General features: G+C 67.8%; 20 protein-coding genes. 4 read left to right on the top strand and 16 right to left on the bottom strand.

The window, feature by feature from the left end; genetic code table 11:
* The first annotated feature begins 216 nt into the window (after positions 1–216).
* A complete protein-coding gene (locus tag ACQY5G_RS12300; RefSeq protein WP_428274376.1) occupies positions 217–813 on the top strand; it encodes a hypothetical protein in 597 nt (198 codons plus the stop codon).
* A 245-nt stretch (positions 814–1,058) separates the two neighbouring features.
* Here the strand turns inward: ACQY5G_RS12300 and ACQY5G_RS12295 are convergent, their stop codons facing one another.
* From ACQY5G_RS12295 to ACQY5G_RS12285, 3 genes are all read right to left on the bottom strand, one after another.
* On the bottom strand, positions 1,059–1,715 hold the full coding sequence (locus ACQY5G_RS12295; protein WP_428274374.1) for a LamG domain-containing protein: 657 nt from the start codon (positions 1,713–1,715) through the stop codon (positions 1,059–1,061).
* A gap of 223 nt (positions 1,716–1,938) precedes the next feature.
* Positions 1,939–3,519, bottom strand: coding sequence for an ArnT family glycosyltransferase (locus ACQY5G_RS12290; protein WP_428274372.1), 1,581 nt, complete (start codon positions 3,517–3,519; stop codon positions 1,939–1,941).
* Positions 3,516–4,577, bottom strand: coding sequence for a class I SAM-dependent methyltransferase (locus ACQY5G_RS12285; protein ID WP_428274370.1), 1,062 nt, complete (start codon positions 4,575–4,577; stop codon positions 3,516–3,518). The genes ACQY5G_RS12290 and ACQY5G_RS12285 overlap by 4 nt, the downstream gene beginning before the upstream one ends.
* Positions 4,578–5,053: 476 nt before the next feature.
* Between ACQY5G_RS12285 and ACQY5G_RS12280 the strand changes: the two genes are divergently transcribed.
* Genes ACQY5G_RS12280 through ACQY5G_RS12270 form a run of 3 tightly spaced genes read left to right on the top strand, consistent with a single transcriptional unit; the run spans position 5,054 to position 7,922 of the window.
* Positions 5,054–5,644: a TylF/MycF/NovP-related O-methyltransferase gene (locus ACQY5G_RS12280; RefSeq protein ID WP_428274368.1), complete on the top strand. Its 591-nt coding sequence runs from the start codon at positions 5,054–5,056 to the stop codon at positions 5,642–5,644.
* On the top strand, positions 5,641–6,801 hold the full coding sequence (wecB, locus tag ACQY5G_RS12275; RefSeq protein WP_428274366.1) for a non-hydrolyzing UDP-N-acetylglucosamine 2-epimerase: 1,161 nt from the start codon (positions 5,641–5,643) through the stop codon (positions 6,799–6,801). Before ACQY5G_RS12280 ends, wecB begins: the two co-directional genes overlap by 4 nt.
* Positions 6,798–7,922 (top strand): glycosyltransferase family 4 protein, encoded by a 1,125-nt coding sequence (locus ACQY5G_RS12270; protein WP_428274364.1) that lies wholly within the window; start codon positions 6,798–6,800, stop codon positions 7,920–7,922. The genes wecB and ACQY5G_RS12270 overlap by 4 nt, the downstream gene beginning before the upstream one ends.
* On the opposite strand, the gene ACQY5G_RS12265 is transcribed toward ACQY5G_RS12270, so the two are convergent.
* The 13 genes from ACQY5G_RS12265 to ACQY5G_RS12205 form a co-directional block, all read right to left on the bottom strand.
* Positions 7,883–10,351, bottom strand: a complete 2,469-nt coding sequence (locus tag ACQY5G_RS12265) for a hypothetical protein (RefSeq protein ID WP_428274362.1) — start codon at positions 10,349–10,351, stop codon at positions 7,883–7,885. The genes ACQY5G_RS12270 and ACQY5G_RS12265 overlap by 40 nt on opposite strands.
* A gap of 81 nt (positions 10,352–10,432) precedes the next feature.
* The gene (locus tag ACQY5G_RS12260) at positions 10,433–11,305 is read right to left on the bottom strand and encodes a lysylphosphatidylglycerol synthase domain-containing protein (RefSeq protein WP_428278693.1); all 873 of its coding nucleotides are present in this window, start codon (positions 11,303–11,305) and stop codon (positions 10,433–10,435) included.
* A gap of 138 nt (positions 11,306–11,443) precedes the next feature.
* The gene (locus tag ACQY5G_RS12255; RefSeq protein ID WP_428274360.1) at positions 11,444–12,370 is read right to left on the bottom strand and encodes a glycosyltransferase; all 927 of its coding nucleotides are present in this window, start codon (positions 12,368–12,370) and stop codon (positions 11,444–11,446) included.
* Positions 12,367–13,848 (bottom strand): RNA polymerase factor sigma-54, encoded by a 1,482-nt coding sequence (gene rpoN / locus ACQY5G_RS12250; RefSeq protein WP_428274358.1) that lies wholly within the window; start codon positions 13,846–13,848, stop codon positions 12,367–12,369. Before rpoN ends, ACQY5G_RS12255 begins: the two co-directional genes overlap by 4 nt.
* A 2-nt stretch (positions 13,849–13,850) precedes the next feature.
* Positions 13,851–14,576, bottom strand: a complete 726-nt coding sequence (lptB, locus tag ACQY5G_RS12245) for an LPS export ABC transporter ATP-binding protein (RefSeq protein WP_420616648.1) — start codon at positions 14,574–14,576, stop codon at positions 13,851–13,853.
* Positions 14,573–16,279 carry a hypothetical protein gene (locus ACQY5G_RS12240; RefSeq protein ID WP_428274356.1) on the bottom strand — a complete coding sequence of 569 codons (1,707 nt, stop codon included), beginning with the start codon at positions 16,277–16,279 and terminating at the stop codon, positions 14,573–14,575. The genes lptB and ACQY5G_RS12240 overlap by 4 nt, the downstream gene beginning before the upstream one ends.
* Entirely contained in the window at positions 16,276–17,055 is a 780-nt protein-coding gene (locus tag ACQY5G_RS12235) for a hypothetical protein (protein ID WP_428274354.1), read from the bottom strand. The genes ACQY5G_RS12240 and ACQY5G_RS12235 overlap by 4 nt, the downstream gene beginning before the upstream one ends.
* Positions 17,045–17,605, bottom strand: a complete 561-nt coding sequence (locus tag ACQY5G_RS12230; RefSeq protein WP_428274352.1) for a KdsC family phosphatase — start codon at positions 17,603–17,605, stop codon at positions 17,045–17,047. Before ACQY5G_RS12230 ends, ACQY5G_RS12235 begins: the two co-directional genes overlap by 11 nt.
* Before the next feature lie 31 nt (positions 17,606–17,636).
* Entirely contained in the window at positions 17,637–18,536 is a 900-nt protein-coding gene (gene kdsA, locus ACQY5G_RS12225) for a 3-deoxy-8-phosphooctulonate synthase (protein ID WP_428274350.1), read from the bottom strand.
* Positions 18,485–20,200, bottom strand: a complete 1,716-nt coding sequence (locus ACQY5G_RS12220) for a CTP synthase (RefSeq protein ID WP_428274348.1) — start codon at positions 20,198–20,200, stop codon at positions 18,485–18,487. Before ACQY5G_RS12220 ends, kdsA begins: the two co-directional genes overlap by 52 nt.
* Positions 20,197–20,931, bottom strand: a complete 735-nt coding sequence (kdsB, locus tag ACQY5G_RS12215) for a 3-deoxy-manno-octulosonate cytidylyltransferase (RefSeq protein WP_428274346.1) — start codon at positions 20,929–20,931, stop codon at positions 20,197–20,199. Before kdsB ends, ACQY5G_RS12220 begins: the two co-directional genes overlap by 4 nt.
* A gap of 81 nt (positions 20,932–21,012) precedes the next feature.
* Complete coding sequence (locus ACQY5G_RS12210; RefSeq protein WP_428274344.1) at positions 21,013–22,608, bottom strand: polymer-forming cytoskeletal protein; 1,596 nt, start codon at positions 22,606–22,608, stop codon at positions 21,013–21,015.
* A complete protein-coding gene (locus ACQY5G_RS12205) occupies positions 22,605–23,147 on the bottom strand; it encodes a nitroreductase family protein (RefSeq protein WP_428274342.1) in 543 nt (180 codons plus the stop codon). Before ACQY5G_RS12205 ends, ACQY5G_RS12210 begins: the two co-directional genes overlap by 4 nt.
* Position 23,148 lies beyond the last annotated feature (1 nt).

The raw sequence follows: 23,148 nt of genomic DNA, 5'->3' as shown, positions 1-23,148 counted from the left end.
GGTCACAGGGAACCCTTCCTTCACCTTTCGGATCGGATCTTCAACGACGAGATGGAAACCTCGTTGCGACGAACGCGTCGCCGGCGTCGGGCACCGCCCCGCCCTTGAGGTGTACCGGTCGTGCCTCGGTCGACCGCCGACCGAGTGCCGGGGGGCTGGCCGGGTATCGGCAACACCCCGTACTCTCATTTTGCGTTTCGACGGAGGAGAATGATCATGTCCCAAGCGATCTCGTTCGACGTCAGGTTCGTTCCTGCGGGCACCGGGTCTGCTGTTTGGGATGATCCTCACGTGGATCAGCTCATTCGCAGATTCATGCCCCACGACCGCGACCACGGACCGATGCTTGGCGTCCTACACATGGGTGCCGCTCGCCCAACCCCGGGGGTCCTGCGGAACCTGGTGGTGACCGTTGGTGAGGACGTGAAAGCTGGGCGATACGGCAGATGCTTCTCGCTATTCATTTCTAGTGAAGACGAGGACACCCGAAGCGTGATTGGCGACGTCGCCGCGTCACGAAACGTCGCGCTGTTCGTCTGCTCCTCCTTTGACGACATCGAGGACGCAGAACCCGTCGGTGCGCTTACTGCTAGGGATCGTGAAACCCTGACCTTGGTTTTGGAAGCCGGCGGGACCGCTACTGCCCTCAGCTTTGCCGAGCAGGTGAGTATCGAGAAAACGGCAGCGGGAAACCGCTTGGCCTCGCTGCATAAGAAGGGGTATCTGCAACGCGTAGAGCGGCCGCATCCTGCGGGCGACCTCTTCGTCGACCCTCGCTCGGTTGGACGGGGGAAGGTCGGAGCGGACCGGTAGACCGGTCGGTGTCAGGCTCAGCGTCGACTCGACCGGTTTCCGTCACTCTCAGGTGACTCCGAGACAGGCCACCAAGCTCAGAACTGACCATCGCGCCCTCGCGGACGACCAACCCTCCGGGCGCCACCCGAGCCGGGTAGCCCACCGCATACGATCCCGAAGAGACGCCCAGCGCCGCCGGGAAGCCGACGGTGTTTTCGAGCACCAGTCCGTGGAGCAGCGCCGGGAAACCGAGCCCTGAGAGATCAACCGGCCGGGAGCTTGCAGAGGCCGAAGGTGGTCTCGAACACGTCGCGGATCTCCGTCGGGTCGAGGGCGCGGCCGAAGAACATGACTTCGTCGATCTCGTCGGTGAACTCCAGGGCGAGTTCGTCGTCATCGAAGCCCTCCTCGCTGCGGGCTCCGATTCCGGCGAACGCGTCGGTCACGTGGATGCTCCCGGCGCTGCGGGTCCCCTGCTCCGCCGCGTCGACGTAGAAGGCGAGCCGGTCGCCGTCCCAGGTCATGGCCAGGTGCGTCCACTCGTTCTCGACGAGCCTCGGTCCGTGGATTCGCCTGTCCCGCAGGTTCCGGTCCCTGATGAACCCTCTCCACAGGCCGTTGTGCGTGTCCAGCACCCACGACTCCGCCCAGGGGTGCCCCTTGGCGATGATCGCCCCGCTGTGCACGGAGGCCGGCCGCGGCTTCGCCCACGCCATGACCGAGAACGGACCCGTCGGGTTCAGTGTGGGAGCGTCGGGCAGGCGGCCGATCGCATCCAGGCCGTCAAAGGAGAACGCCTCTCCAAACGAGAAGGGCTCCCCGGCGTTCGAGTCCACATGGCCTTTGGCGTAGGTCGCCCCGTTCATGAGGGTCACGTCCAGGCCGCCGACGATGTCCGTACCCGTCCGTCGCCGGTCCACCAATGCAGGACGCCCTCCGGGATCGAGACACATCTGAAGATCGAACTCGGGCGCAGGCACCGCGAGACAGCCGTCTCGATGGGCGTCGCCAACAGCACGGTGAGCGACTACGCGGGCCGGAAGTTCGCGGTGGCGGACGGACGCACCGGCGCGGCCGGGGAACGCTGGAAGATCACTGTGACGAGCGCAGCCGCGCCAGACGATAACGAAGGACGCTTCGGGATTACGGTTCAACGGGATCCAGCACGCCGAGCACCCACGTTATGGGTTCCCGCGTTTGATGCGCGATGACGAATGAACCCGACTCCCGCTGGATCGCCGGGAAGAGGTATCGGGCTGTCGTACCGTGAATCGGATCGACGACTACGTAGTCGGTGGACCGCACGGCGCGAAGCACTGAGTCGGGATCGCTTAACGGATACATCCGCACGCGCCGGTCAGACAGCGCGCTGAAAAGGCGCGGCTTGCGTACGGTTACGATGGCGTCGGCCGGCGTGCTGTCCCGGACCCAAGCCGTGGCCTCGAAGAAGTTCCTCCATGCGGGGTGATAGCCGGCGTGGTGATCTCCAGCGGAATAGCGGCGGAGCATGTCCAGGTTGGCCGGAGCGCGGGCGGCCGCCGACACCAACGCCACGGTCGTGAGGACGGCGGCTACCGCAATTGGGGCCGAGGCCGGCCGGGTCAGACGACGCACGCGTCGCGCCATCCAGGCGGCCGCATCCATCCCGTAGATCAGGACCAGGGGCAGAATCGGCAACAGGTAGCGCACGTCGTTCACGCTCTCCTGGAAAAGCAGAATGGCCAGACAGTAAAGGACAAAGTAGAACTCCGCGGCCGTAGGGCGCCGGAACGCTCGCACGAGACCGACGAGCGCGAGACTGCACAGAATCAGACCGGCGGCGGCGACCAGGGCATGGGCGGCCCAAGTGCTGTCGGAGCCCACGAGCGCGCGCGGCATCTCCCGTGACGCGTAGAACCAGATGTTGGTGAGAAAGCGCTCCGCAAACCCCGCCAAGTCGAGATACCCGGCTTCCGGCACGTACACGCTCACCTGGCGGAACTGCTCGAAGTAGGGGCTTGCACTGCCGGCGGCGAACTGGTTGCGCACGAGCCACGGGATCGTCAGCCCGCTCCCCGCGGCGCCATAGATCAGAAACCGCCGCCACTCCCGGCGGGTCAGGTATGACAGCGACGCCCCCACAAGCAGGAGCGCCCCGATGGAGCGTAGGTAGAAACATGCGACGGAAGCCAGCAGTCCGAGGACGAAGGGCCATCCGATCCGCTCCCGCTCGCCGTCCTCCCTCAGCTGCCAGAGGGCCAGCAACGTGAACACCAGGAACGGCGCCTCGCTCAGCATCCAACGGGAGTAGTCGATGAGGCCCGGGTTCACCGCGAACGGCAGAGCGAGGCAGAGCCACGGAACGGATTCATGTCGGCGCCGAACGTAGAGGCAGAAGATCAGCACGGTAGCCGCGGTGAACAGCACCGACAGCAACTTCAGCGCCACAAAATTCCGCCCGAACAGGGCCACCGCCGGTGCAAGCAGAACGGGGTATCCGGGCGGGTAGTGGGTGTGGACGGCAGGCGGACCGGGCTCGATCGACAGCGCATAGCCGTCCCCCTGCTTCAGCACGCTCTCGGCCAGGAGGACGTAGGTGGCGCTGTCGCCGCCCGTATGGATCTTGGGGTCAAACAGTATCGCGCAGAGAATCAGATGCAGCACGACAAGCGCCACCACCGTTCGACCCGTTCCAGCACCGAGCGGAGCTGCCGATCGCGTGGCGGCCGAGCTTGCGGCGGTCATCGCGCCTCGGCGGGGGCGTCGGGGGCTCCGCCTTCGGCACCTCCTCGTCGCCGGGCATACACGATCATCTTGGTACGGGGGTCGAAGCGGAAGCGGCGGCGGGAAAGGCCCGACCAGCGCACGAGTTTCTCGAAAAGGGCGCCGATCACCGGAAAGGCGAGTCGCATCCTGGCCGCCAGAAAATCCAACTGAATCGTGAGTCCGTAGGATTCGATTCGCAGGACATCGAAACCGGCACGTTCCAAGGCGGCGCCGAGCGTCCGCCGGTTGAAGAAGTACAAGTGCTCTCTCGTCCTCCGGAAGTCCTCGAGTCGCTTACCGATCAAACGGGACACGAGCGAATCGGAGTCCATCGTGGAAACGACGAACACTCCACCGGGATTGGTAACGGCGGCGACCTTGTCCAGGGCGTCGAAGGGTTGCGGCAGGTGTTCTATCACGTCGAGCATCGCAACCGCGTCGAAGCGCCCTCCTTCGTACGCCATGAAGTCCCCGCAAAAGACGGGGAACTGGTACTTGGAGGCTATCCAGTCTGCGGCAGCGGGGTTGTACTCAACCCCTTCGACGTCGAATCCGCGGTCGTGCGCGACATCGAGCAGGTATCCGAGACCGCACCCGATGTCGAGGAACCTCCGACGCGAAGCACCCGAAACCGGCCTCGCATCGGCGAGGCGATCAACGAGGCGCTGGTGGTCCAACTGCTTGATGAAGCGCTCGGAAAAGTAATCGTAGTATCCGTAGAGCGTGTCGTTATCCGCATCGAAAAAGTCCGGGTTACGGAAATAGTCGACGCTGTAGATTTCCTTCAGTTCAGCTTCGGATGGCCTCGGCGTCAGCCACATGAACGTGCAGCTCCTGCAGCGCAGAATCTGGTGCGGCCCGAAATCGTACCTGACCGCAACGGACGTCGCGCCGCAGAATTCGCAGACATCCACCGCCGCCTCGTGGGCAGTCGAATCTCTCACGACGAGGCCGCGCCCGCCGCCTGCGGAAACGGAGGCGGCGGTGGAATCGTCTTCGGGGTCCGGAGACGCCGTGAAGGAGGTGTCGGGGCTCATGGTTCCGCGAACTTATCGCCCCCGGGACCGCTCCCGCATCCGTCGGGGATTACAGAGGCCAGAGGTGGTGCTATCGAACGCCGACCGCATCTCCCCCTCCTCAACGTTTGGCAGCTTTTCGCTTGCAGCGTAGCTTTGTCGTTCGAATCCCCAAACCGGTACACGTTCCCCGCCCGCAACTCGGCCGGCGGCTCAGGCCGCAGCGGTATTCCAGCGAACCCGCCGGGTTTGCCGTTTCCGCGTATTTTGGGCGCGGAAGTTGTGCGAGAAAGGACCAATCAGTGGCACCCGTGCGTGCTCCACGAGTCGCCGCTCCAGACGACACCGTCCCGGAGGGCGGGGGACGTGCCGGGCTGCTCGCGTCATCCGTCCGGGCGCTTCACCGCCGACTGCCTCGCCTCGTGGGCGGAGCCAGGCGAATCGTGTACCGAACCCCGCTGTTACGGAACGTGATGCTACCGACGTATCCGTATTGGGTGGATCCAGGCGTACTGGCGGCCATGTTGGGCCTTATCGATGCCACGCGACGGACCGGAGCCGCCGTCGTCGAGATCGGCGTCGGCCGCGGAGACAGCTCCGTGTTCATTCTCGAACATCTCTCGACGACCCGGGATCCGCGCGACCTGGTTCTCGTGGACACGTTCGGCGGCTTCACCCCGGAGAGCATCGCGCATGAGACCGGCGAGCGGCGCAAGACGACATCGGAAATCTCCGATTACTCGTACCTGGACGACCGGGTGTACGAACACGGCCTCAAGCGCCTCGGCTATTCGAACTACCGCATCGTCAAAGGCGACTGCGCGAAGGTGAATTGGGCCGACGTCACGGGTCCGGTCGGCGCGGTCCTGCTGGACGTGGATCTCTACCTGCCAACTCGGCAGGTGCTCGATGCGATCTGGCCCCTCGTCGTCCCCGGCGGCGGGTTGGTCCTCGATGACTGCATCGAACCGAGCTGGGCGGACGGCGCCCTCCAGGCGTACACCGAATTCACGGACCGCCATGCGTTGCCGTTCGTCAGAGTCGGGCGTAGCGGCGGGCTCATCGTCAAGCAGTCCGACGAGCCATGACGACTCCCCCGCGAATCCTGATCGTGATCGGGACCCGCCCGGAAGCGATCAAGATGGCGCCGGTGTATGAGGCCCTCCGCCGCCTCGAGCCGGGGATCGAGACGCAGATCGCCGTGAGCGGACAGCACCTCGATCTCCTGGAGCCGGCGCTCGATATCTTCGGTCTGGACCCGGACTACCGGCTGAACGTTATGCGGGATGGTCAGACGGTGGGGGATGTCGTGAGCCGCGTCCTCCGCGGCCTTCGCGATATCCTGCGCGAGGCCGCGCCCGACGTCGTGCTCGTGCAGGGGGACACGGCCACCGTCTTCGCCGCTTCGCTCGCCGCCTTTCTCGAACAGGTGAGGGTCGGCCATGTGGAGGCCGGGCTCCGGAGCCACGATCGGCACGCGCCCTTCCCGGAGGAGATACTGCGCCGGCTCACGGATGTCGTGGCGGAATATCACTTCGCCCCCACGCCCCGGGCCCGCGACGAGTTGCTCCGCGAGAACACCTCGCCGGACAGCGTGTTCGTCACCGGCAACACCGTGGTCGATGCCCTGCTCTCCGTCGCCCGGCTCAAGCGTCCGGCGAGCGATCCCGATCTGGCGAAGGTCCTGTCGCGCGTGCGGCGGGGCGAGGGGCGGCTCGTCCTGCTGACCGCGCACCGGCGCGAGGCGTTCGGAGCCCCCCTCCAGGACATCTTCAGGGCCGTTCGCGACGTGGCCGATGCGCATCCCGATGTGTGCGTGCTCTATCCGGTCCACCCCAACCCGAACGTCGTCGCGCCGGCGCGCGAGTTGCTGGGGGACCATCCGCGCGTCCGTCTCATTCAACCGCTGGATTATCCGGACCTCGTGGCGGCGCTCGAATCCGCAGCGCTGGTGATGACCGATTCCGGGGGGATTCAGGAGGAGGCTCCGACGTTCGCCGCGCCGGTTCTCGTCCTGCGCGATGTCACCGAACGTCCCGAAGGAGTGGAGGCGGGAGCTGCGGAACTCGTCGGAACGGACCGACGGCTCATCGTGGAACGGGCTGGCCTTGCGCTGTCTCCCGAACCCGGCCTTGTGTCGCCGCGAAACCCCTACGGGGACGGGCGTGCCGGGGAGCGAATCGCGGATATCCTCTCGGCGGACCTGCTCGGCCGGGAGCGGCGAATGGAGGACTGGTCGGCATGAACATTCTCATGCACACCGTCTACTACGCGCCCGAGATCGGAGGCCTGGAGAGCCATGTGCACTTCCTGTGCCGAGCCCTCGCCGCGCGGGGACACACGGTGCGCGTCGTGACCTCCGCTTCCCTGCCCGGGCTTCCGTCCCTCGAGACGGTTGACGGGGTGAACATCCGCAGGACGTGGCTTCCGGCCCGGAACACCGGGGGCTGGGCGGCACACGCCATCGGATCACTGCCGAGTTTCATCGAATGGGCCCGGGAGGCGGACATCCTCCACGCGCAGGATATCGCGGCTGTCCTGCCCTGCCTCGTGGCGCGCGGCACGAGCGAGACCCCGATCGTCACCACCTATCACACGAGCCATTTCCTTCGGCGTGCGGATTCACGCTTCTGGCGCCCGGTTTTCCGCGGCTTCCTGCGGGCGGCGGACCACAACCTCGCGGCGAGCCGCGAGATCGCGGGCGTCGGCGAGGCGATCGCCCCCGGGGTGCACGTGGAGCCGCTCACGAACGGGGTGGACACCGAGACCTTCCGGCATACTCCGTCTCCGGACTCGAACCAAGGGGCGGGCCGACCCTTCCGCCTGATCGCCCCGCGGCGCCTCTTCGAGAAGAACGGCGTGGAGTACTTCGTGCGGGCGCTGCCGCTTATCGCCGAGCATGCCGATGTCGAAGCGCTCATCGTCGGCGATGGCCCCGAGCGGGACCGGCTCGAGGTGCTGGCGCGGGAACTCGGTGTATCGGAGTGCGCGAGGTTCCTCGGAGCACGCCCGCATGCGGAGATGCCCGGACTGCTGTCCTCGTGCGACCTCGCCGTCTTCCCTTCCCTGATGGAGGCCACCTCCGTGGCCGCCCTGGAGGCGATGGCCTGTGAACTCCCGGTGGCGGCGACGAATGTGGGCGGCCTTCCGGAGATCGTCGACGCCGACGTGGGAGGACTATGCGAGCCCGCCGACCCGGCGAGTCTGGCGCGGCTGATCACAAGGCTGCTCACGAGTGGCCTGCTGCTCGACCTGGGGGCCGAGGCGCGACGACGGGTGGTCTCGCAGTGGAGCAACGAACGTCTGACGGACCGCCACGAACAGATTTATGCGGAACTCCTCTTCGAGCGCGCGCGCCAAAACTGAACGCCGTTGGCGAAGAGCAGGGCAAGCAGCACTGCGATTCCCAACCGAAACGACCACCCCAGCAGGCGGGATTCGTAGTACATCTCCACTTCTCCCCGTCCAGCCGGCACCGGCACTGCCCGCAGCGTGTGGTATGCGCGCATGACCGGCACGCTCTCTCCGTTCACACGGGCCTTCCACGCAGGATACCAGTTGTCCGAAACCGCAAGGAGGGCGGGCCGCTCGGAGAATACCTCGAGCCGAAGCCGGTCCGGTCCGCGCTCCAGCCACTTCACGTCCCCCCCGACGGGCCCTCCGTGGAGCTCCAGAGGCGCCGGCTCGGCCAGGACCACTTCCCTCTCCGGGTCGAAGTCCGGCGACAGCATGTAGGATACCGCCTCCTCGTCGGTCTTGAGGACGGCGGAGCCCACGAGGCGGGCCCGAGGCAATCCGGCATCCTCGAAGACGGACTCCAGCGTCCGGCCGTCCGGCGTCTGCGTGCGGCTGACGACCGATCCGGCGGGAGATCGCCCCATGGCGAGATCCGGCCAAAGGATGTAGCGCACGTTGAGCAGGGCCCGGATCTGGCCGGACTGTATGAGATTGAGAGGAAGCCCGGAACCGGCCATCCCGATCAGTTCACGGTATCGGGCGAGGTCGTTCGGGTGATGGCCGGCTGCCAGTTCGATCCCGCTCAAGGCGGGATGGAGGTCCTGTCCCGCCCTCCGCAGGGACAGCATGCGATATGGTTCCTCGTTTCCCCTCTCGCGTTCCACCACGGCCCGGATGTTCGCATCCGGGGCGGCCCATTCGTGGAAGTCCATCGTCTGAACGAATATCCGGTCCACCCGCAGCGCGTCGGTGGCCACCAAGGCGACGAGTGCGACGAACAGCACGGTCGGGCCGAGGCGGGACGTGCGGTAGGCCCACGCCAGGATCGCGAGCACTACCGCCAGCACGAACGCCAGCCAGGCCCCGGCTGTGATATGTGGCACGGCTCCAACCAGGGCGGCCTGGCGCCCTTCGTCGATTCCGAAGACGGTCGTCCATGTGGACGTCAAGCGCCCGACGGAGGCGAGCAGCGCCAGGACCCCCAGGATGGCGGCGCCCCAGAGGAGTACGCCCTCCGGCTTTCCGGACGTCGACACCTCGGGCCGACTGCCGCGAAGACGGTCGACACCCAGGGCGGCCAGCGTCGCCACGGAGAATGCGAACAGGAACATCGCCGTTGACGGAGCTCTGAACAGTCGGATGCCTGGCACGACTTCGTAGGCGATGCGCCACACCGGCGTATGCGCGCCGAGCGCGAACAGGAGCACGACACCGGCCAGGCCCCCGAAGAACCAGCGCGTGCCCCGTCTGGCGCCGCCGGCAAAGGACACCGCCGCAAGCAGGATAAGCACCAATCCCGCGTACTCGGAATTGAGCTTGAACGGATTTCGGCCCCAATAAGTGCCCGCGGCCCACGCAGCGGACCCGTCCACGCTGTTGCCGACGAACTGCGGAATCACGAGCGAGAGAACTTCCTCCGGGTGGAGCGACCACGAACTCGACCACGCCTCACCGCCCTCGCCCGCGAGTTCACCCGATGTGGCCGTGCGCCGGGAAAACTCGGCGACGTGGTCGACGGCGGGAATGAGTTGTCCTCCCGCGATGACCGCGCCCACGACCGAGGCAAGCAGGAAGAGCCCGAATCGGCCAAGCGCCCGGCGGCCCCGTGCACCGGATAAGCCTCTCGTCGTGTCGGAGTTCTCCCCGTCGCGGGTCGTCGTCCGCCGCAGGAGGCGGACTGTCCTGAAGATTGCGAACGCTCCGGTGGCCCCGAACAGGAAATACGCCAACTGGAAGTGCGGTGTCAGGATGACCGCCGCCACCACGAGCGCGATGCCGGTGAACGAACTCAACTTGGGGCGGAGGAAATGGCGTTCCGTACAGAGAAACAGAAGGGGTGCCAGGGCAGTCACGAACAACTTCCCGTCCTGACCGCCGTAGACGAGACTCACCATCACGGGGGCCAGCATGTAACCGACGCCGGACACTAAAGCCGCACTCCGTGAAACACCGAGGGCCCGGGACCACCCGAACATGAAGAACCCCGCGGCGACCACGTGCAGGATGAGTTTCCATCCCAACGACCGATACGTCTCGGTGAAGAGGAGCAGGAGTAGCGACGGCGGATAGAGCGCGTCGCCCGCGCTCAGCGCTTCAATATACGGAGTGCCTCCCAGAGCCTCGGGCTGCCAACGCGGCAGCCGGCCAAGTTCCTTGATGGCATCCGCGTAGAGTGCGCGTGCGTGATATCCTCCTGCGAGCGTATCCGTGCCCACCAACATCGCATCGCTGAATATGAAGGATGCGAAGAGCACGATCCCGAGGGTGGGAAACAATGCCCAGGGAGCCCAACGCGGCACGACCTCGGCGCCGCGCCACCCTTTACCCTTCGAATGCATGTATGACTCCGTCGTTTGCGGGCGACACCCAACGTAGCCGCAGGCCGGAGGCAACTCCACTACGCATCGGCTTCGCGACTATCACCGTCGGGCGCCTAGCCCGATCAGCGCCGCGATCGCGAACCCGAGGACTTCGGCAAGCGTGGACCAGAGTCTGGCGGCCAGCGCCAGCGCGGCCGCGGGTCCGACCGGAAAACCGGCCGCAACTCCGAGGAGACTCGCCATGGCCGCTTCGCGCACAACCATGCCGGCGGGTGCGAGGATGACCAGGTATCCGGCGACGTAGGCGGCTGCGAACACTCCGATCGCATCGAGCGGACCCAGAGGGTTGGACACGAGCATCCCTTCGAGCAACAGCCAGAAACCCAGGCCGTGCGGCGCCCAAAGCACGAGGCGCGCCAGGGTGGCCCGAAGCAGGACCCCTCCCCGAACCGCGGGAGGCTCGGAGGCAGGCAGCTCCCGCAACAGCCGGCGGCCCAGCCGGATCATGGTACGAAGCACAGGCGGCGTAAGTGCGGCACCGATGACGAGAACGCCGAAAACCGCCGACCACTGCCCGATGGCGCCGAAGACATCCGTACCGAGCACGGCGGCCCCGATGCCCACGCCAGTCGCAAGCGTACCCGCCTGCAGGACGAGCGCGACAGTGAGCGCAACCACTCCGGAATCGCCGCGGGCGCGGACGTAGGCTACGAGACCCGTGGCCTGCCAGATCCTGCCCGGAAGGTATCGGGCGAGTTGCGTCCCGAGCCACACGAATACTCCTTCCCGCACGCCGATGCGGGCACCGCAGGCGCGGAACAGCGAGGCCCAAAGGGCGGCGTCGGCAAGAAGGGCCAGGATTCCACAGGCCACTGCTCCGAGCAACCACAACGGGCGTAGTCGCCAACCCACACCCTCCGAGCCTGCCACCGCCGCCCAGGCGTCCCAGCGACCGGACAAGGCGACGGCCACTGCAACGAGCGCGGCCAACAGGAAGAGGGATGAGCCGATGACAACGGCGCGACGTGACGAGCCCGCCCGGAGTCCGTGATCCTCCACCGCGTCAGTCAGCGGACGCGGGTGTCGGCGGGAGACTCGGGGCGCCCACGGTCAACCGGATCGGTTACGCGTCAGCTCCTCGATCTCGTCCCGCAGCTGGGCCATCGTCTCCGCGAGGAAGCCGAGGATGAAGAGGAGGAGGCCTCCCACGACCAGGAGAAGCACGAGCGTGAGCAGCGGACGGTACCCGAGGCCGAAGCCGAAGCGCAGGACGAGCGCCGCGAGCCCGGTGGCGCAGCCCGTCGCGATCATCGCGAGGCCGCTCGTGCCGAAGAAGAGCAGCGGCTTGCGCCCGAACACGAGCTGGAACCACACGGAGACCAGGTCCAGCATCCCGATCAGGATCCGCCGGCGCCCCGAGAACTTGGGCTCTCCGTGCCGTCTCGGGAGGAGGTCGATGTCCAGCTCGCCGAGCCGGTATCCCCGGGCATGGGCGAGCACGACGAAGTAGCGGTGCCAATCGTGACGCAGCCTGAGGCCCGTGAGGACCTCGGCGCGGAACGCCTTCATGGAGTTGAGATCGCGCACGGGGACCTTGAAGATCGCGCGGGCGAGCCGGTTGTAGATGGACGAGGTGAAGCGCTTCTCGTAGCGTCCCACCTTCCGGCCGGCGACGAGGTCGTAACCCTCGTCCAGCTTCGCCGCGAAACGCGGGATCTCCTCGGTGGAATGTTGCAGATCCGCGTCGAAGAGGACGAGGTACTCGCCGCGGGCGGCCCCGGCGGCCGTGAGCATCGCCTCCGTCTTCCCCAGGTTCGCCCGGTGCCGGAGCACGACGGCCCCGTCGCCCAGCCCCGCCCGCGCGGCCGCCTCCTCCGCGGCTTCCGCCGTCCCGTCGCCGGAACCATCGTCGACGAGGACGACCTCGGCCGCGAGATCGTGGTCCGCGAAGGTCGCCGCGAGTTCCGCGAACAGCTCGGGCATGTTCCCGGCTTCGTCGTACGCCGGGACGAGGACCGAGATTCTCGGATCGCTCATACGCGCCTGCGCAGCCGCGCCGGGAGGATCCCGAGCTGGTCCCGGTACTTCGCCACCGTGCGGCGCGCGATCCGGACCCCGGCCTTCTGCAGGCGGGCGGTGATCTCGTGGTCGCTGAGCGGCGCGGTCGGGTCCTCCCCCGCCACCAGCTTCCGGATCCGGGCCCGCACGCCCTCCGCCGACACGTCTTCCCCGGCGAGCGTCGAATAGCCGCCCGAAAAGAAGAACTTGAGCGGATAGAGTCCGCGCGGCGTCTGAACGTACTTGCCGTTCGTCACGCGGGAGACGGTGGATTCGTGCATTTCGATATGCTTCGCCACATCGCGAAGCGTGAGCGGCCGCAGGTGTTCGACGCCCTTCTCGAAGAAGTCGTGCTGCCGTTCGACGATGAAGTCCATCACCCGCAGCATCGTCTGACGGCGCTGCTCGATCGCCTGGATCAGCCACCGGGCGCTGTTCAGCCTCTCCGAGATGAACGCCTTGTTCTCCCCCCGGAACCGGGCGCGGTCCGCGGCGATGTCCCGGTAGACGGGCGAGAGCTTCAGCCGGGGCAGCGAGGTGTCGGCGTGCGAGACGCGATACCGCCCGTCGACCTTCTCCACGGTCAGGTCCGGGATCACGTAGGAATCCGATGCGTCCGCGTACCGGAGACCGGGCTTGGGGTCGAGCTTCGCGATCTCGTCCGCCGCGGCCTGCACCTCGCCCGGCGTGATCCCGAACTCCTCCGCCAGCTCCGGCCACCGGCGGTTCGCGAGATCGTCGAAGTGCCCGTCGACGATGCGCCAGGCCAGCGACGCCTCCCGCCCGCGGTCCCGCAACTGCAGCAGGAGCGTCTCGCGCAGGTCCCGCGCCGCGACGCCGCTCGGTTCGAAGGACTGGATGCGGGCGAGCATCTCCTCGACCTCCTCCCGCGAAACGGCCCCCGCCGCGTCCCGCCGATCCTCCAGCCCCTCTTCGCGCCGTTCCTCCAGAGCCTCGACGATCCGGTCGAGCGGGCATGTGAGGAACCCGTCACGGTCCACGTTGCCGATGATCTCTTCACCGATCCGCAGCTCCCGCTCGCCGAGACGGAGCAGGTTCAACTGTTCGTGGAGGTGGTCCCAGAGACTCCGCGTGGCGACCGCCGCGGGCGCGTAGTACTCCCGGTCCCCGTATTCCTCGCCCGGCCCGCCCGCATCGAAGTCGTCGAGGAGGACATCTTCCCAGTCCACCTCGTCCGCGGGGCCGTCTTCCGCGTCTTCGGCCAGGGCGTCAGGCAGGTCGTCGGCGTCACTCAGGCCGTCGGCGGCGTCGTCGGGCTCGTCGCCGGGCTCCACGAGGTCGAGGAAGGGGTTGTCGACGAGCGCCTGCCGCAGGTGGCCCTGAAGGTCGAGCAGCGGCATGTGCAGAAGGTCCATCGCCTGGTAGAGACGAGGCTGCGCCTTCTGTTCCTGCCGCAGGTGGAGGCCCGCGGCGAGGCTCGGCCGTCCCGTTGCCATGCTCAGAGCCTGAAGTCCTCCCCGAGGTACAGTTGGCGGGCCTCCGGATCGTTCACGAGGTGATCCGCCTCGCCCTGCACCAGGATCTTGCCTTCGAACAGGAGGTACGCTCGGTCCGTGATCGACAGCGTCTCGCGCACGTTGTGGTCGGTGATGAGAACCCCCAGACCCTTTTCCCGCAGGCCCCGCACGATGCGCTGGATGTCGTCGATCGCTATCGGATCGACCCCGGTGAAGGGTTCATCGAGCAGCAGAAACTTGGGGCGGGTCGCCAACGCCCGCGTAATTTCCAGGCGCCGCCGCTCTCCCCCCGAGAGCGAATAGGCCTTGTTCGCCCGAAGGTGCTTGATGGACAGTTCGTCGAGCAACTCCTCCAGGCGGTCGTGCCGCTCCTGCCGCGACATCCTGATCGTCTCGAGGATCGCCATCACGTTCTGTTCGACCGTGAGCTTCTGGAAGACCGACGCCTCCTGGGGCAGATAGCCGATGCCGGCTCGCGCCCGCCGGTACATGGGCCAGCTCGTGAGTTCGTCGCTGTCGAGGTAGACGCGTCCCTCATCCGCCTTCAGCAGGCCGACGATCATGTAGAAGGTCGTCGTCTTCCCCGCGCCGTTGGGGCCAAGCAGTCCGACGACCTCTCCCTGGCGCACCTCGATCTCCACCTGGTTCACGACGCAGCGACGCTTGAAGGAGCGGACGAGGCCTTCGGCCCGTAGTACACTGCTCAACAGGATCTCCTGGGTCTGAGGGCCGGAGCCGCGCCGGACATCACGCGCCGGCGCAGGGTGTCCGGAGGTGCGGCGACCGTATCGGGTGGCGCCGTCGTGCTGTCGGGCCGGACGTCCGACGTGTCCCGGGGCACGCCGAGCGAGTCGCCGGCGGCCGCAGCTCCGGTACTGTCGGCCACGGCCGCGCTGTCCGCCACGGCTGCGCTATCCGCCACGGCCGCGCTGTCGGCCGCCGCCGCGCTGTCCGCCGGTGACGGGGTCCCGAACACCTCCCGCGGCTCCAGGTAGGCGCCGATGGCATGCTCCCCCTCGACCCCCGTGGGTTCTCCCGCCTCGAAATTCACCTGGATGCGCCGCGCCACGATGTAGTTCAGCGAAGGTCGCGTGCTCATCGTCGAATCCCGGACCATTCTGTAGAAGGCGCTGGCATTCCCGTCGACCAGGAGTTGTCGCATGAAGGGATCGGGCGCGGGGGCGGAGTCCGCGACCGGCGATTCGGAGCGCTCGAAGATCGCGACGATCGTATCGCCGCGCGCCCAGTTCGCGGACCCGTCGGTCGCGAGTTCGATCTCCTGCGGCTCCTCGTCCGCCGCCGGCTCATCGCCCTCGGTAGACCCATCCTCCTCGGCCGCCACCTCGGTCGTGTCCGTGCCGGCTGCAGCGGAGTCGGCCGTCGCCGGCTCCGGTGCGGGCGGCGGCACCCAGGACGAGTCGCGCTGGACCGCGACCGCACCGCCAAACGCATACGCCGTGTCGATCTGACCCGCGTACATTGCGAAACGAATCGAGTCGCCCCGAAGCTCGTGGCTGCCGGAGAGCGCCCGGCTCATACCCTCCCCGTGAGCCTGCACCTGCTCCACCTCGCGATTGCTCAGATCGATGTCGATCAACTCCGCTTCCACCTCGAACCTCTCTCCGGAAACGTAGCCATTGCCGATGGCGTGGATCTCCTCGAGTTCCTGGTTCTCGGAAACGAATCGTATCGAATCGCCTTCCATCCGGATCCCCTCGGCCTCGATCCACGGCTCGCCCCACAGAGCGCCGAGGCCGTCGGCGCGGGTGAGCAGGGCGCTGTCCGCCCGGGCGTTCAGATCGGTCCGGTCTATGACCGCATCCCCGTAGAAGCGGGCCTCATCCTCGCCGGCGAAGATGGCCAGGTCCGATTCGATCAGGAACGGCTCCGGCGACTCGGTATTCGTCGGATAGAACGTAACGCTCGGCCGGTCAGGCGCGGTCGTGACGGCGTCGACGCCGGAGACGGCGCGCAGAAACTCCACGCGGGGGCCGATGAGGGTGGAGCGATCCGTCAGACGGACGAGTTCGACGTTCTCTTCGGCGATGATGAAGTCGGAGAGTTGAAAGTACAGGAGCCGTTCCGACTGCAGCGTCCGGATCGAATCCTCGTAGACGACCGCGCCGAGGAGTTCGACCTGCCGTGGGCCGTCGCGCTTGATCGCGCTGTCCGCCTCCATCGTGGCGGTGCCGCAGGTCCACAGGTATCGGCCGCTGAGAACCGTAACGTGCGCCCCGGTCACGTCGCGGTTCGTGACGCTCCTCGTGTCGGCTTCGAGCGGGGTCCACCGCAGACTGCACTGCTCGAGCGCCGACCCGACCCCGGGATCGGGCTCCTGCGCGATGAGCGGGCCGGTGAGCGCTGCCGCCACCACCAGGCAGCCCGGGAAAGCGATGCGTCCGCGAGTCACCGGCGCGCCACCGTGGTATCGGGGGGCGCCTCCAGGCTGTCCGGCAGCGCCTCCGTCGTGTCGGGCGGCGCCACGACGCTGTCCCCGGGGGCCGGGACGCTGTCGCGCGCCATCGCCGTGGTGTCCGCGGCCGGGACGGCCGGCAGGGGGACCGCCTCCGTGAAGGAAGCGACGGGCAGCATCTCGCCTTCCTGATTCAGGACGACGACCGAGTCGAGGGCGGGGTCCGACTCGAAGGCCGTCCCGTCGAGCGTCAGACCCTCGACCGGATCGACGAACTGGAACGTGGTATCGCCCAGCAGGCGACCGTCCGCGTTCCGATACCGGAGGCGCTCCGTCTCGAGACGCTGGTTGTCCACGCGGTCCTCCACGACCACCCGCCGTTCGGCTTCGAGGTCGCCCGTGAGCTGATGGAAAACTCCGAACTCCGCAGTCACCTCGGTCGATTCCAGTCCGCCCGGGTCGAAGAAGGTCAGCGTCATCCGCCGCAGGTGAATCACGTTGTCTTCGCGCCATTCCGCCGTGTCGGCCTCGACCACGGCGCGCCGGACTCCATCGCGCGTGACGAACGTCCGCATCCCCCGCACGGCGGTATCCACCCCCTCGGGCAAAGGTTCGCTCGCGGTGGGAGGCGCATCGCCGGACCCGCACGCAACGAAGAGCGGCAACAGCGAAACCCGGGCGAACAGACCGCGCCGCACCGATCCCCGCGGCGTATCGACCCCGTTCGCCCGCGCCCGCGCGCAGTCCGCGCCGACCTCCCGTTCAACCCCCAAAACGTCCTCCTTCCCGAAACTCCGTCACCAACCCCTCCCACTCACCCCGGGCGACGAGCAGGGCCTCCGCGAATTCGCGCACGGCCCCTTCCCCGCCCGGCACCGTCCCTACCCACGCCGCGCCGGCCCGGACCTCGGGCACGGCGCCGACGACGGCGGCCGGCAACCCCACCCGCTCCATGACGGCGAGGTCCGTGAGATCGTCGCCAAGGTGCGCCGCCTGGTCCCACGTGCAACCGTGTCGCGCGAGCATACCCCGAAGGGCCGAAAGCTTTCCCTTTCCGGAACCGAGCGAAACCTCCGCGATATCCAGCTCCCGCGCCCGCAGGCGGACGGCGGAGGATCGTTTGCCGCTGAGGAAGGCGACCACGAGTCCCGCCCGCTGCATCATCCGGATCGCCAGCCCGTCGAGGGCATGAAAGCGGCGCAGTTCCCGCGCGGCGCCGAGCGGAGAGTCCGAGTCCGCGCCGACCCAGATCGAACCGTCCGTGAGCACGCCATCCACGTCGAGGGAGACGAAGCGGACGGACTCGGCGAGTCGGCGATCCATCGGGGGTCTCGGGCTCACGGGGATCGGGCTCTCAGACCGCCACGGCTTCGCGCACGCGCAGCGCCCGTTCCACGACACGCTCGAGTTCGGCGAGCGGCAGCATGTTCGACCCGTCGGAAGGGGCCGCGGCCGGATCGGGGTGCACCTCGATGAAGAGGCCATCGGCCCCGGCCGCGACCGCCGCCGCCGCGAGCCGCCCGATGTGTTCCGGCTCACCGCCGCTCCGCGACCCTTCCCCGCCCGGCAACTGCACGGCGTGGGAGGCGTCGAACACCGTCGGGCAGCCCGTCGCCTCGCGCATGAGGGCGAAACTCCGCATGTCCACGACCCACCGCCCGTAGCCGAAGGCGAACCCGCGCTCCGTCACCGCCATCTCCCGGGCCCCCGCCTCGCGGAGCTTCCCGATGACGCCGCCGACATCTTCCGGGGCCATCCACTGCCCCTTCTTCACGCTCACCGGGCGTCCCGTGGCGGCCGCCGCCCGCAGCAGATCCGTCTGCCGGCAGAGAAAGGCCGGAATCTGGAGCGCGTCCACGACCGCCGCCGCGCGCGCCGCCTGTTCGGGGAGGTGAATGTCGGTGAGTAACGGAAGTCCGGAGCGGTCGCGCACCCGGGCAAGTGCCGCCAGCCCTTCGTCGAGACCGGGTCCCCGGGGAGACGACGATGCACTCCGGTTCGCCTTGTCGAAGGAGGCCTTGAAGGTCACGGGCAGGTCGAGCCGCTCTCCGAGTTCCGCCAGGTGATCCGCGACCTCGAAGTTCACGACATCGTCCTCGAGCACGCACGGTCCGGCGATCAGGAAGAGTGATGTCCACGCCTTCTTGCGGGCTCCGGATTCCGTGCGCGGGCGGCCCGAGAAAAACGAGGGACGCCCCGGGTTCATCTCCCGACCGTGGCCCCGTTCGTCCGCGCCGCAGTCGAGTCCGCCCATTCCTCGGCGATCTGGTCCCGGCCGGCCGAATCGCCGCGCGTGGTCCGCAGCGCGTCCCGCCGCTTCACCGCCGCCTCGATGAAGGCCGCGAAGAGCGGGTGGGCCCGGGTCGGCCGCGACTTGAGTTCCGGGTGAAACTGCGTGCCGAGGAAGTAGGGGTGCCCGGGAAGTTCGAGCATTTCGACAAGTCCCCCGTCCGGCGACATGCCGCTGAAGGCCATCCCCTGCTCCTCCAGCTTCTTCCGGTAGGTCGGGTTGACCTCGTACCGGTGGCGGTGCCGCTCGGAGATCTTTTCGGCGCCGTACACCTCGTGCGCCCGGGATCCCGGCTGCAGCACACACGGATAGGCTCCGAGCCGCATGGTGCCGCCCATGTCCGTCACCTGGTGCTGCGAGTCCAGGAGCGAGATCACGGGATGTTTCGTCCTCAGGTCGAACTCCGACGAATGGGCCGTCGGGAGATCGCACCCGTTGCGAGCGAACTCGATGATCGCGCACTGCAGACCCAGACAGATGCCGAAGTAAGGGACCTTGCGCTCCCGGACGAACCGTATCGTGTCGAGCATCCCGTTGATGCCGCGCTCCCCGAAACCGCCCGGGATGAGCACGCCGTGGAAGGGTTCGAGGAAGTCCGTCCCCCGCGCCTCCACATCCTCCGCGGACCGCCACTCGACATCCACCTCGACATCGTTGACGGCGCCGCCGTGGATGAACGCCTCCGCGATCGACTTGTAGGAGTCCACGAGTTCCGTGTACTTACCCACCACGCAGATCCGGACCCTGCCGTTCGCCGGGTTCTTGATCCGGTCCACCATCGCCTTCCAGCTGTCGAGATTCGGCGGAGGCGTGTCGAACCCGAACTGCTCGCAGATGCGGTCGTCCACCTCCTGCGCGCGATAGGTCAGCGGGAGTTCGTAGATCGTCGAGACGTCGCGCGACTCGATGACCCGATTCACCTCGACGTTGCAGAAGCGCGCGATCTTCTTCTTGATCCCGTCGTCGAGGTCGTGTTCGGTCCGGCACACGAGCAGGTCGGGCTGGATCCCGATGCTCAGGAGTTCGCGCACCGAGTGCTGCGTCGGCTTCGTCTTCAGTTCGCCGGATGCGTTGATCCAGGGGACGAGCGTAAGGTGGATGAAGAGGGAGTGCTCGCGCCCCACATCCTGCCGGAACTGGCGGATCGCCTCCAGGAAGGGGAGCGACTCGATGTCGCCGACGGTGCCGCCGATCTCCGTGATCACGACGTCGTGGCCCTTGTCCAGGCGCCTCACCGCCATCTTGATCTCGTCGGTCACGTGCGGGATGACCTGGACGGTGGCGCCGAGGAAATCGCCGCGCCGCTCCTTCGTGATGATGTCCTGGTAGACGCGGCCCGTCGTGACGTTGTTCGCCTGCGAGAGCGATTCGTCGATGAACCGTTCGTAGTGTCCGAGATCGAGGTCGGTCTCCGCGCCGTCGTCCGTCACGTAGACTTCGCCGTGCTGGAACGGCGACATCGTCCCGGGATCGACGTTGAGGTACGGATCGAACTTCTGGATCGTCACGCGCAGGCCGCGCTCGACGAGCAGGCGCCCGATCGAGGCCGCGGTGATCCCCTTCCCGAGTGCGGAGACGACGCCCCCCGTAATGAAGATGTACTTCGTCGGTGACCTTTCGCCCGTCATCCCCGCACCTCCTTGCTGGACAATACCCTCTCCGCCCGCGCGATGTCGGCGGGAAGATCGACTCCCGGTTCGGTCCACGGACCGAGTTCGACGTGGATCCGCATGCCCGCTTCGAGCGCCCTCAACTGCTCCAGCCGCTCGGCCCGTTCGAGCGTGGATTCGGGCAGGGCCGCCCACCGCTTGAGAGCGGAGCGCCGGCACGCGTACACGCCGACGTGGCGCAACCGCGCACGCGTTCCGAACTCCGGCTCGTCCCGCGAGAACGGGATGGGGCTGCGGCTGAAGTAGAGCGCGCTTCCGTCAGCGGCCCGGACGACCTTGACCACGGCCGGGGACCGCCACTCCTCGTCCCCTCGGATCGGGGCCGCGATCGTCGCGACTTCCCGCGCCCTTCGCACGGCGCCCTCGACCGCCCCGCCGTCCACGAACGGCTCGTCCGCCTGGAAGTTCACGACGACGTCATCCTCCGCCGCGCCGAGAAGGTCGGCCGCCTCATCCACGCGATCCGTGCCGGAAAGGTGGTCCGACCGGGTGCGGACGACCTCCGCGTCGAACCCCCGCGCGCAGCCCTCGATCTCGTCGCTGTCCGTCGCGATCACGACCCTGTCGAAGGAGCGGATCGCCGACGCGGCCCGCCAGCACCACTCAAGGAGCGTGCGGCCGGCCAGCGGCTGGAGGGGCTTCCTGGAGATACGGGTGCTGGAGATACGTGCGGGAAGGACGCAGATCACGCCCATCGCTGGGGAGGCCGGGAGACGGTCCGGAGCGGCATCGCGAAAAGCTAGACTTGCGCTCCGGGGTTGTCAAAAGAATCAGCGGGGCGGCGGCATCCGTGTGGGCCGGGCGGACCGGCGGGTTCGGACGTCGATGAAGGCGATGAGGCCGGGGTCGCCGGGCTCGGCGGTGGAGCCGGCGGCGGCCCCGAATTCGAGCCGGAAATCCCACAGCCGGAGGGCGAGTCCGCCCTGGATCGAACCGTACAGATCGAAGCCGCCGGATTCCGTACCGACCCCCCCGGCACTGCCGCGCGCGAAGAGGTCCAGCCCTCCCAGCATCGCATCGCCGAGGAGGGGGATCGCGTAGGCGGTTTCGGCGTAGAGCAGACGGGCCCCGCGCAGGCCCCGCAGCGGCATCGTCGGCAGCGTCCCGATGCCCCCGATCGTGGAGTAGCGCTGCCTGGGCAAACGACCGGCGACGTCGGCCCGTCCGATCGCGAACGCATCCACGGCATGCCCCCGCGGCGTCACGCGCCGAGCGGAGACGCGCGCCTCCAGGAGCAGGAAGTCGTACTTGGTGATCGGGCCAAGGCCGATCGAGGCGTGGCTGAGTTCGTCCTCCAACCCGGCCTCGACACCGAGACCGATCGTGGTGTGCCGGTCTCTCCCCTGCGACACCCACTCGAAACCGAGGCGCCCAAACCACAGACTTCCCTCGTCGACCTGGAGATGAGGATCGTAATGCGGCAGCGACGCCAACGTCCCCGGCGGCTCCCCGCCAAAGAGGATCGTCACCTTGCGGACGCCAAGGCCCTCCGCCTCCTCGCGTCCCGCCGCGGCGACGACGCGCCAGCGCGGCGCATCCTCCCACACGGGCGGCTCCGGCGAGGTCCACTCCAGCTCCAGGCCGAACTCCCTCGAGTCGTAGTGGCCGCGGACATCGTCGCCGGCCACGAAGTGGGCGAGGCCGTTGTACCACGTCGGGCGGATCCAGTCCTCGTTGTTGACCACGGCGCTCGTCGCGAACAGCCCCAGCCGGACGCGTTGGGCGACGCGCCACGAGTTGCGGAAGCGGTAATCCACATCCTCGCGGGCCGGGATCCACGTCATCCCGGCGGCCAGTTCGGGCCGGCCCGGCGCGTCCCACACCCGGCCCAGCACGCCAACGGGGATCGAAAGGCCGTTCACGCGGTCGTAGGTCGGGAGGTGGAAGCCGTACGTGCCGTCGAGTTCGAAGGCGGGCTCCGGGTCGACCTCGGAGATGATCTCGAAACCGCCCCGCGAGGGCCGGACGCGCAGCGGTTCGTTCGGACGATAGGTGACGGTCCCCCCGACTTCCGCCACGTCCGAGTCGTAGAACCCTCCCCCGAGCACGACCACGTCACCCGTGATGGACGCGCCGGAGCGAAGGAAGAGGTCGCCGTCGACGACGTAGAGATCGCCCTCGATCCGCCCGGCGATGCGAGCCGTGCCTTCGAGCAGGAGGACGGCTCCCGGCGCCGTGTCTCCCCGCACCAGGACCGTGTCCGTCGTCCACACCGCGAAGCCTCCGGCTTCGAGGAAGGCCTCCAGCATCGCCTGCCCTTCGGACCGCGGCTCCTCCGCCAGCCACACCTCCTGCCCGTCCGCCGCGGCTGGCACTCCGGCGGCCGACGCCGAGGCGAACGCGACCGCGAGTCCGAGCCGCTTCACTTCGCGGCCCTGACCGGAGTGCGCCAGCGGTCCCAGGCGATGACCTCCTCGCGCGGCAGCCGCTCCGGCAGTTCCGCCAGCCCGTCGTGATACCCGAGGCAGAAGAGGGCCACGATCGGGACGTGCTCCGGCACGCCGAGGATCTCGCGGACGTCACCCTCCCGAAAGCCGTAGACCCAGCTCGACTGCACGCCGAGATCCGCCGCCGCAAGCATCATCGTCTGGGTCGCGGAGGCGAGGTCCATGGCGAAACTCGGACGGCCCGTGCCGCTCACGTGCGAGTGGATCCGCGCGCAGCAGGCGACGACGACGGGCGCCGTCCTCACATGCGGATGGTTGAAGGCGGCCGCGGCGATCCTGTGGCGCGCCAGCGCCTCCTGGACGATGACGAAGCGCCACGGTTGCGCCTCCCGGGCGGACGATGCGTAGCGCGCCGCCTCCAGCACCGTCTCCACGACCTCCGGCTCGACGAGGCGGTCGCGGAAGCGCTTGACGGGACGCCGGTTGCGCGACAGGTGGAGGAGGCGGGTCAACCTCATC

This window comes from Candidatus Palauibacter sp. (genome assembly GCF_965261555.1).
GTDB lineage: Bacteria > Gemmatimonadota > Gemmatimonadetes > Palauibacterales > Palauibacteraceae > Palauibacter.
The sequence above is the reverse complement of the archived record's forward strand: the minus strand, read 5'-3'. Positions and strand labels throughout refer to the sequence as shown.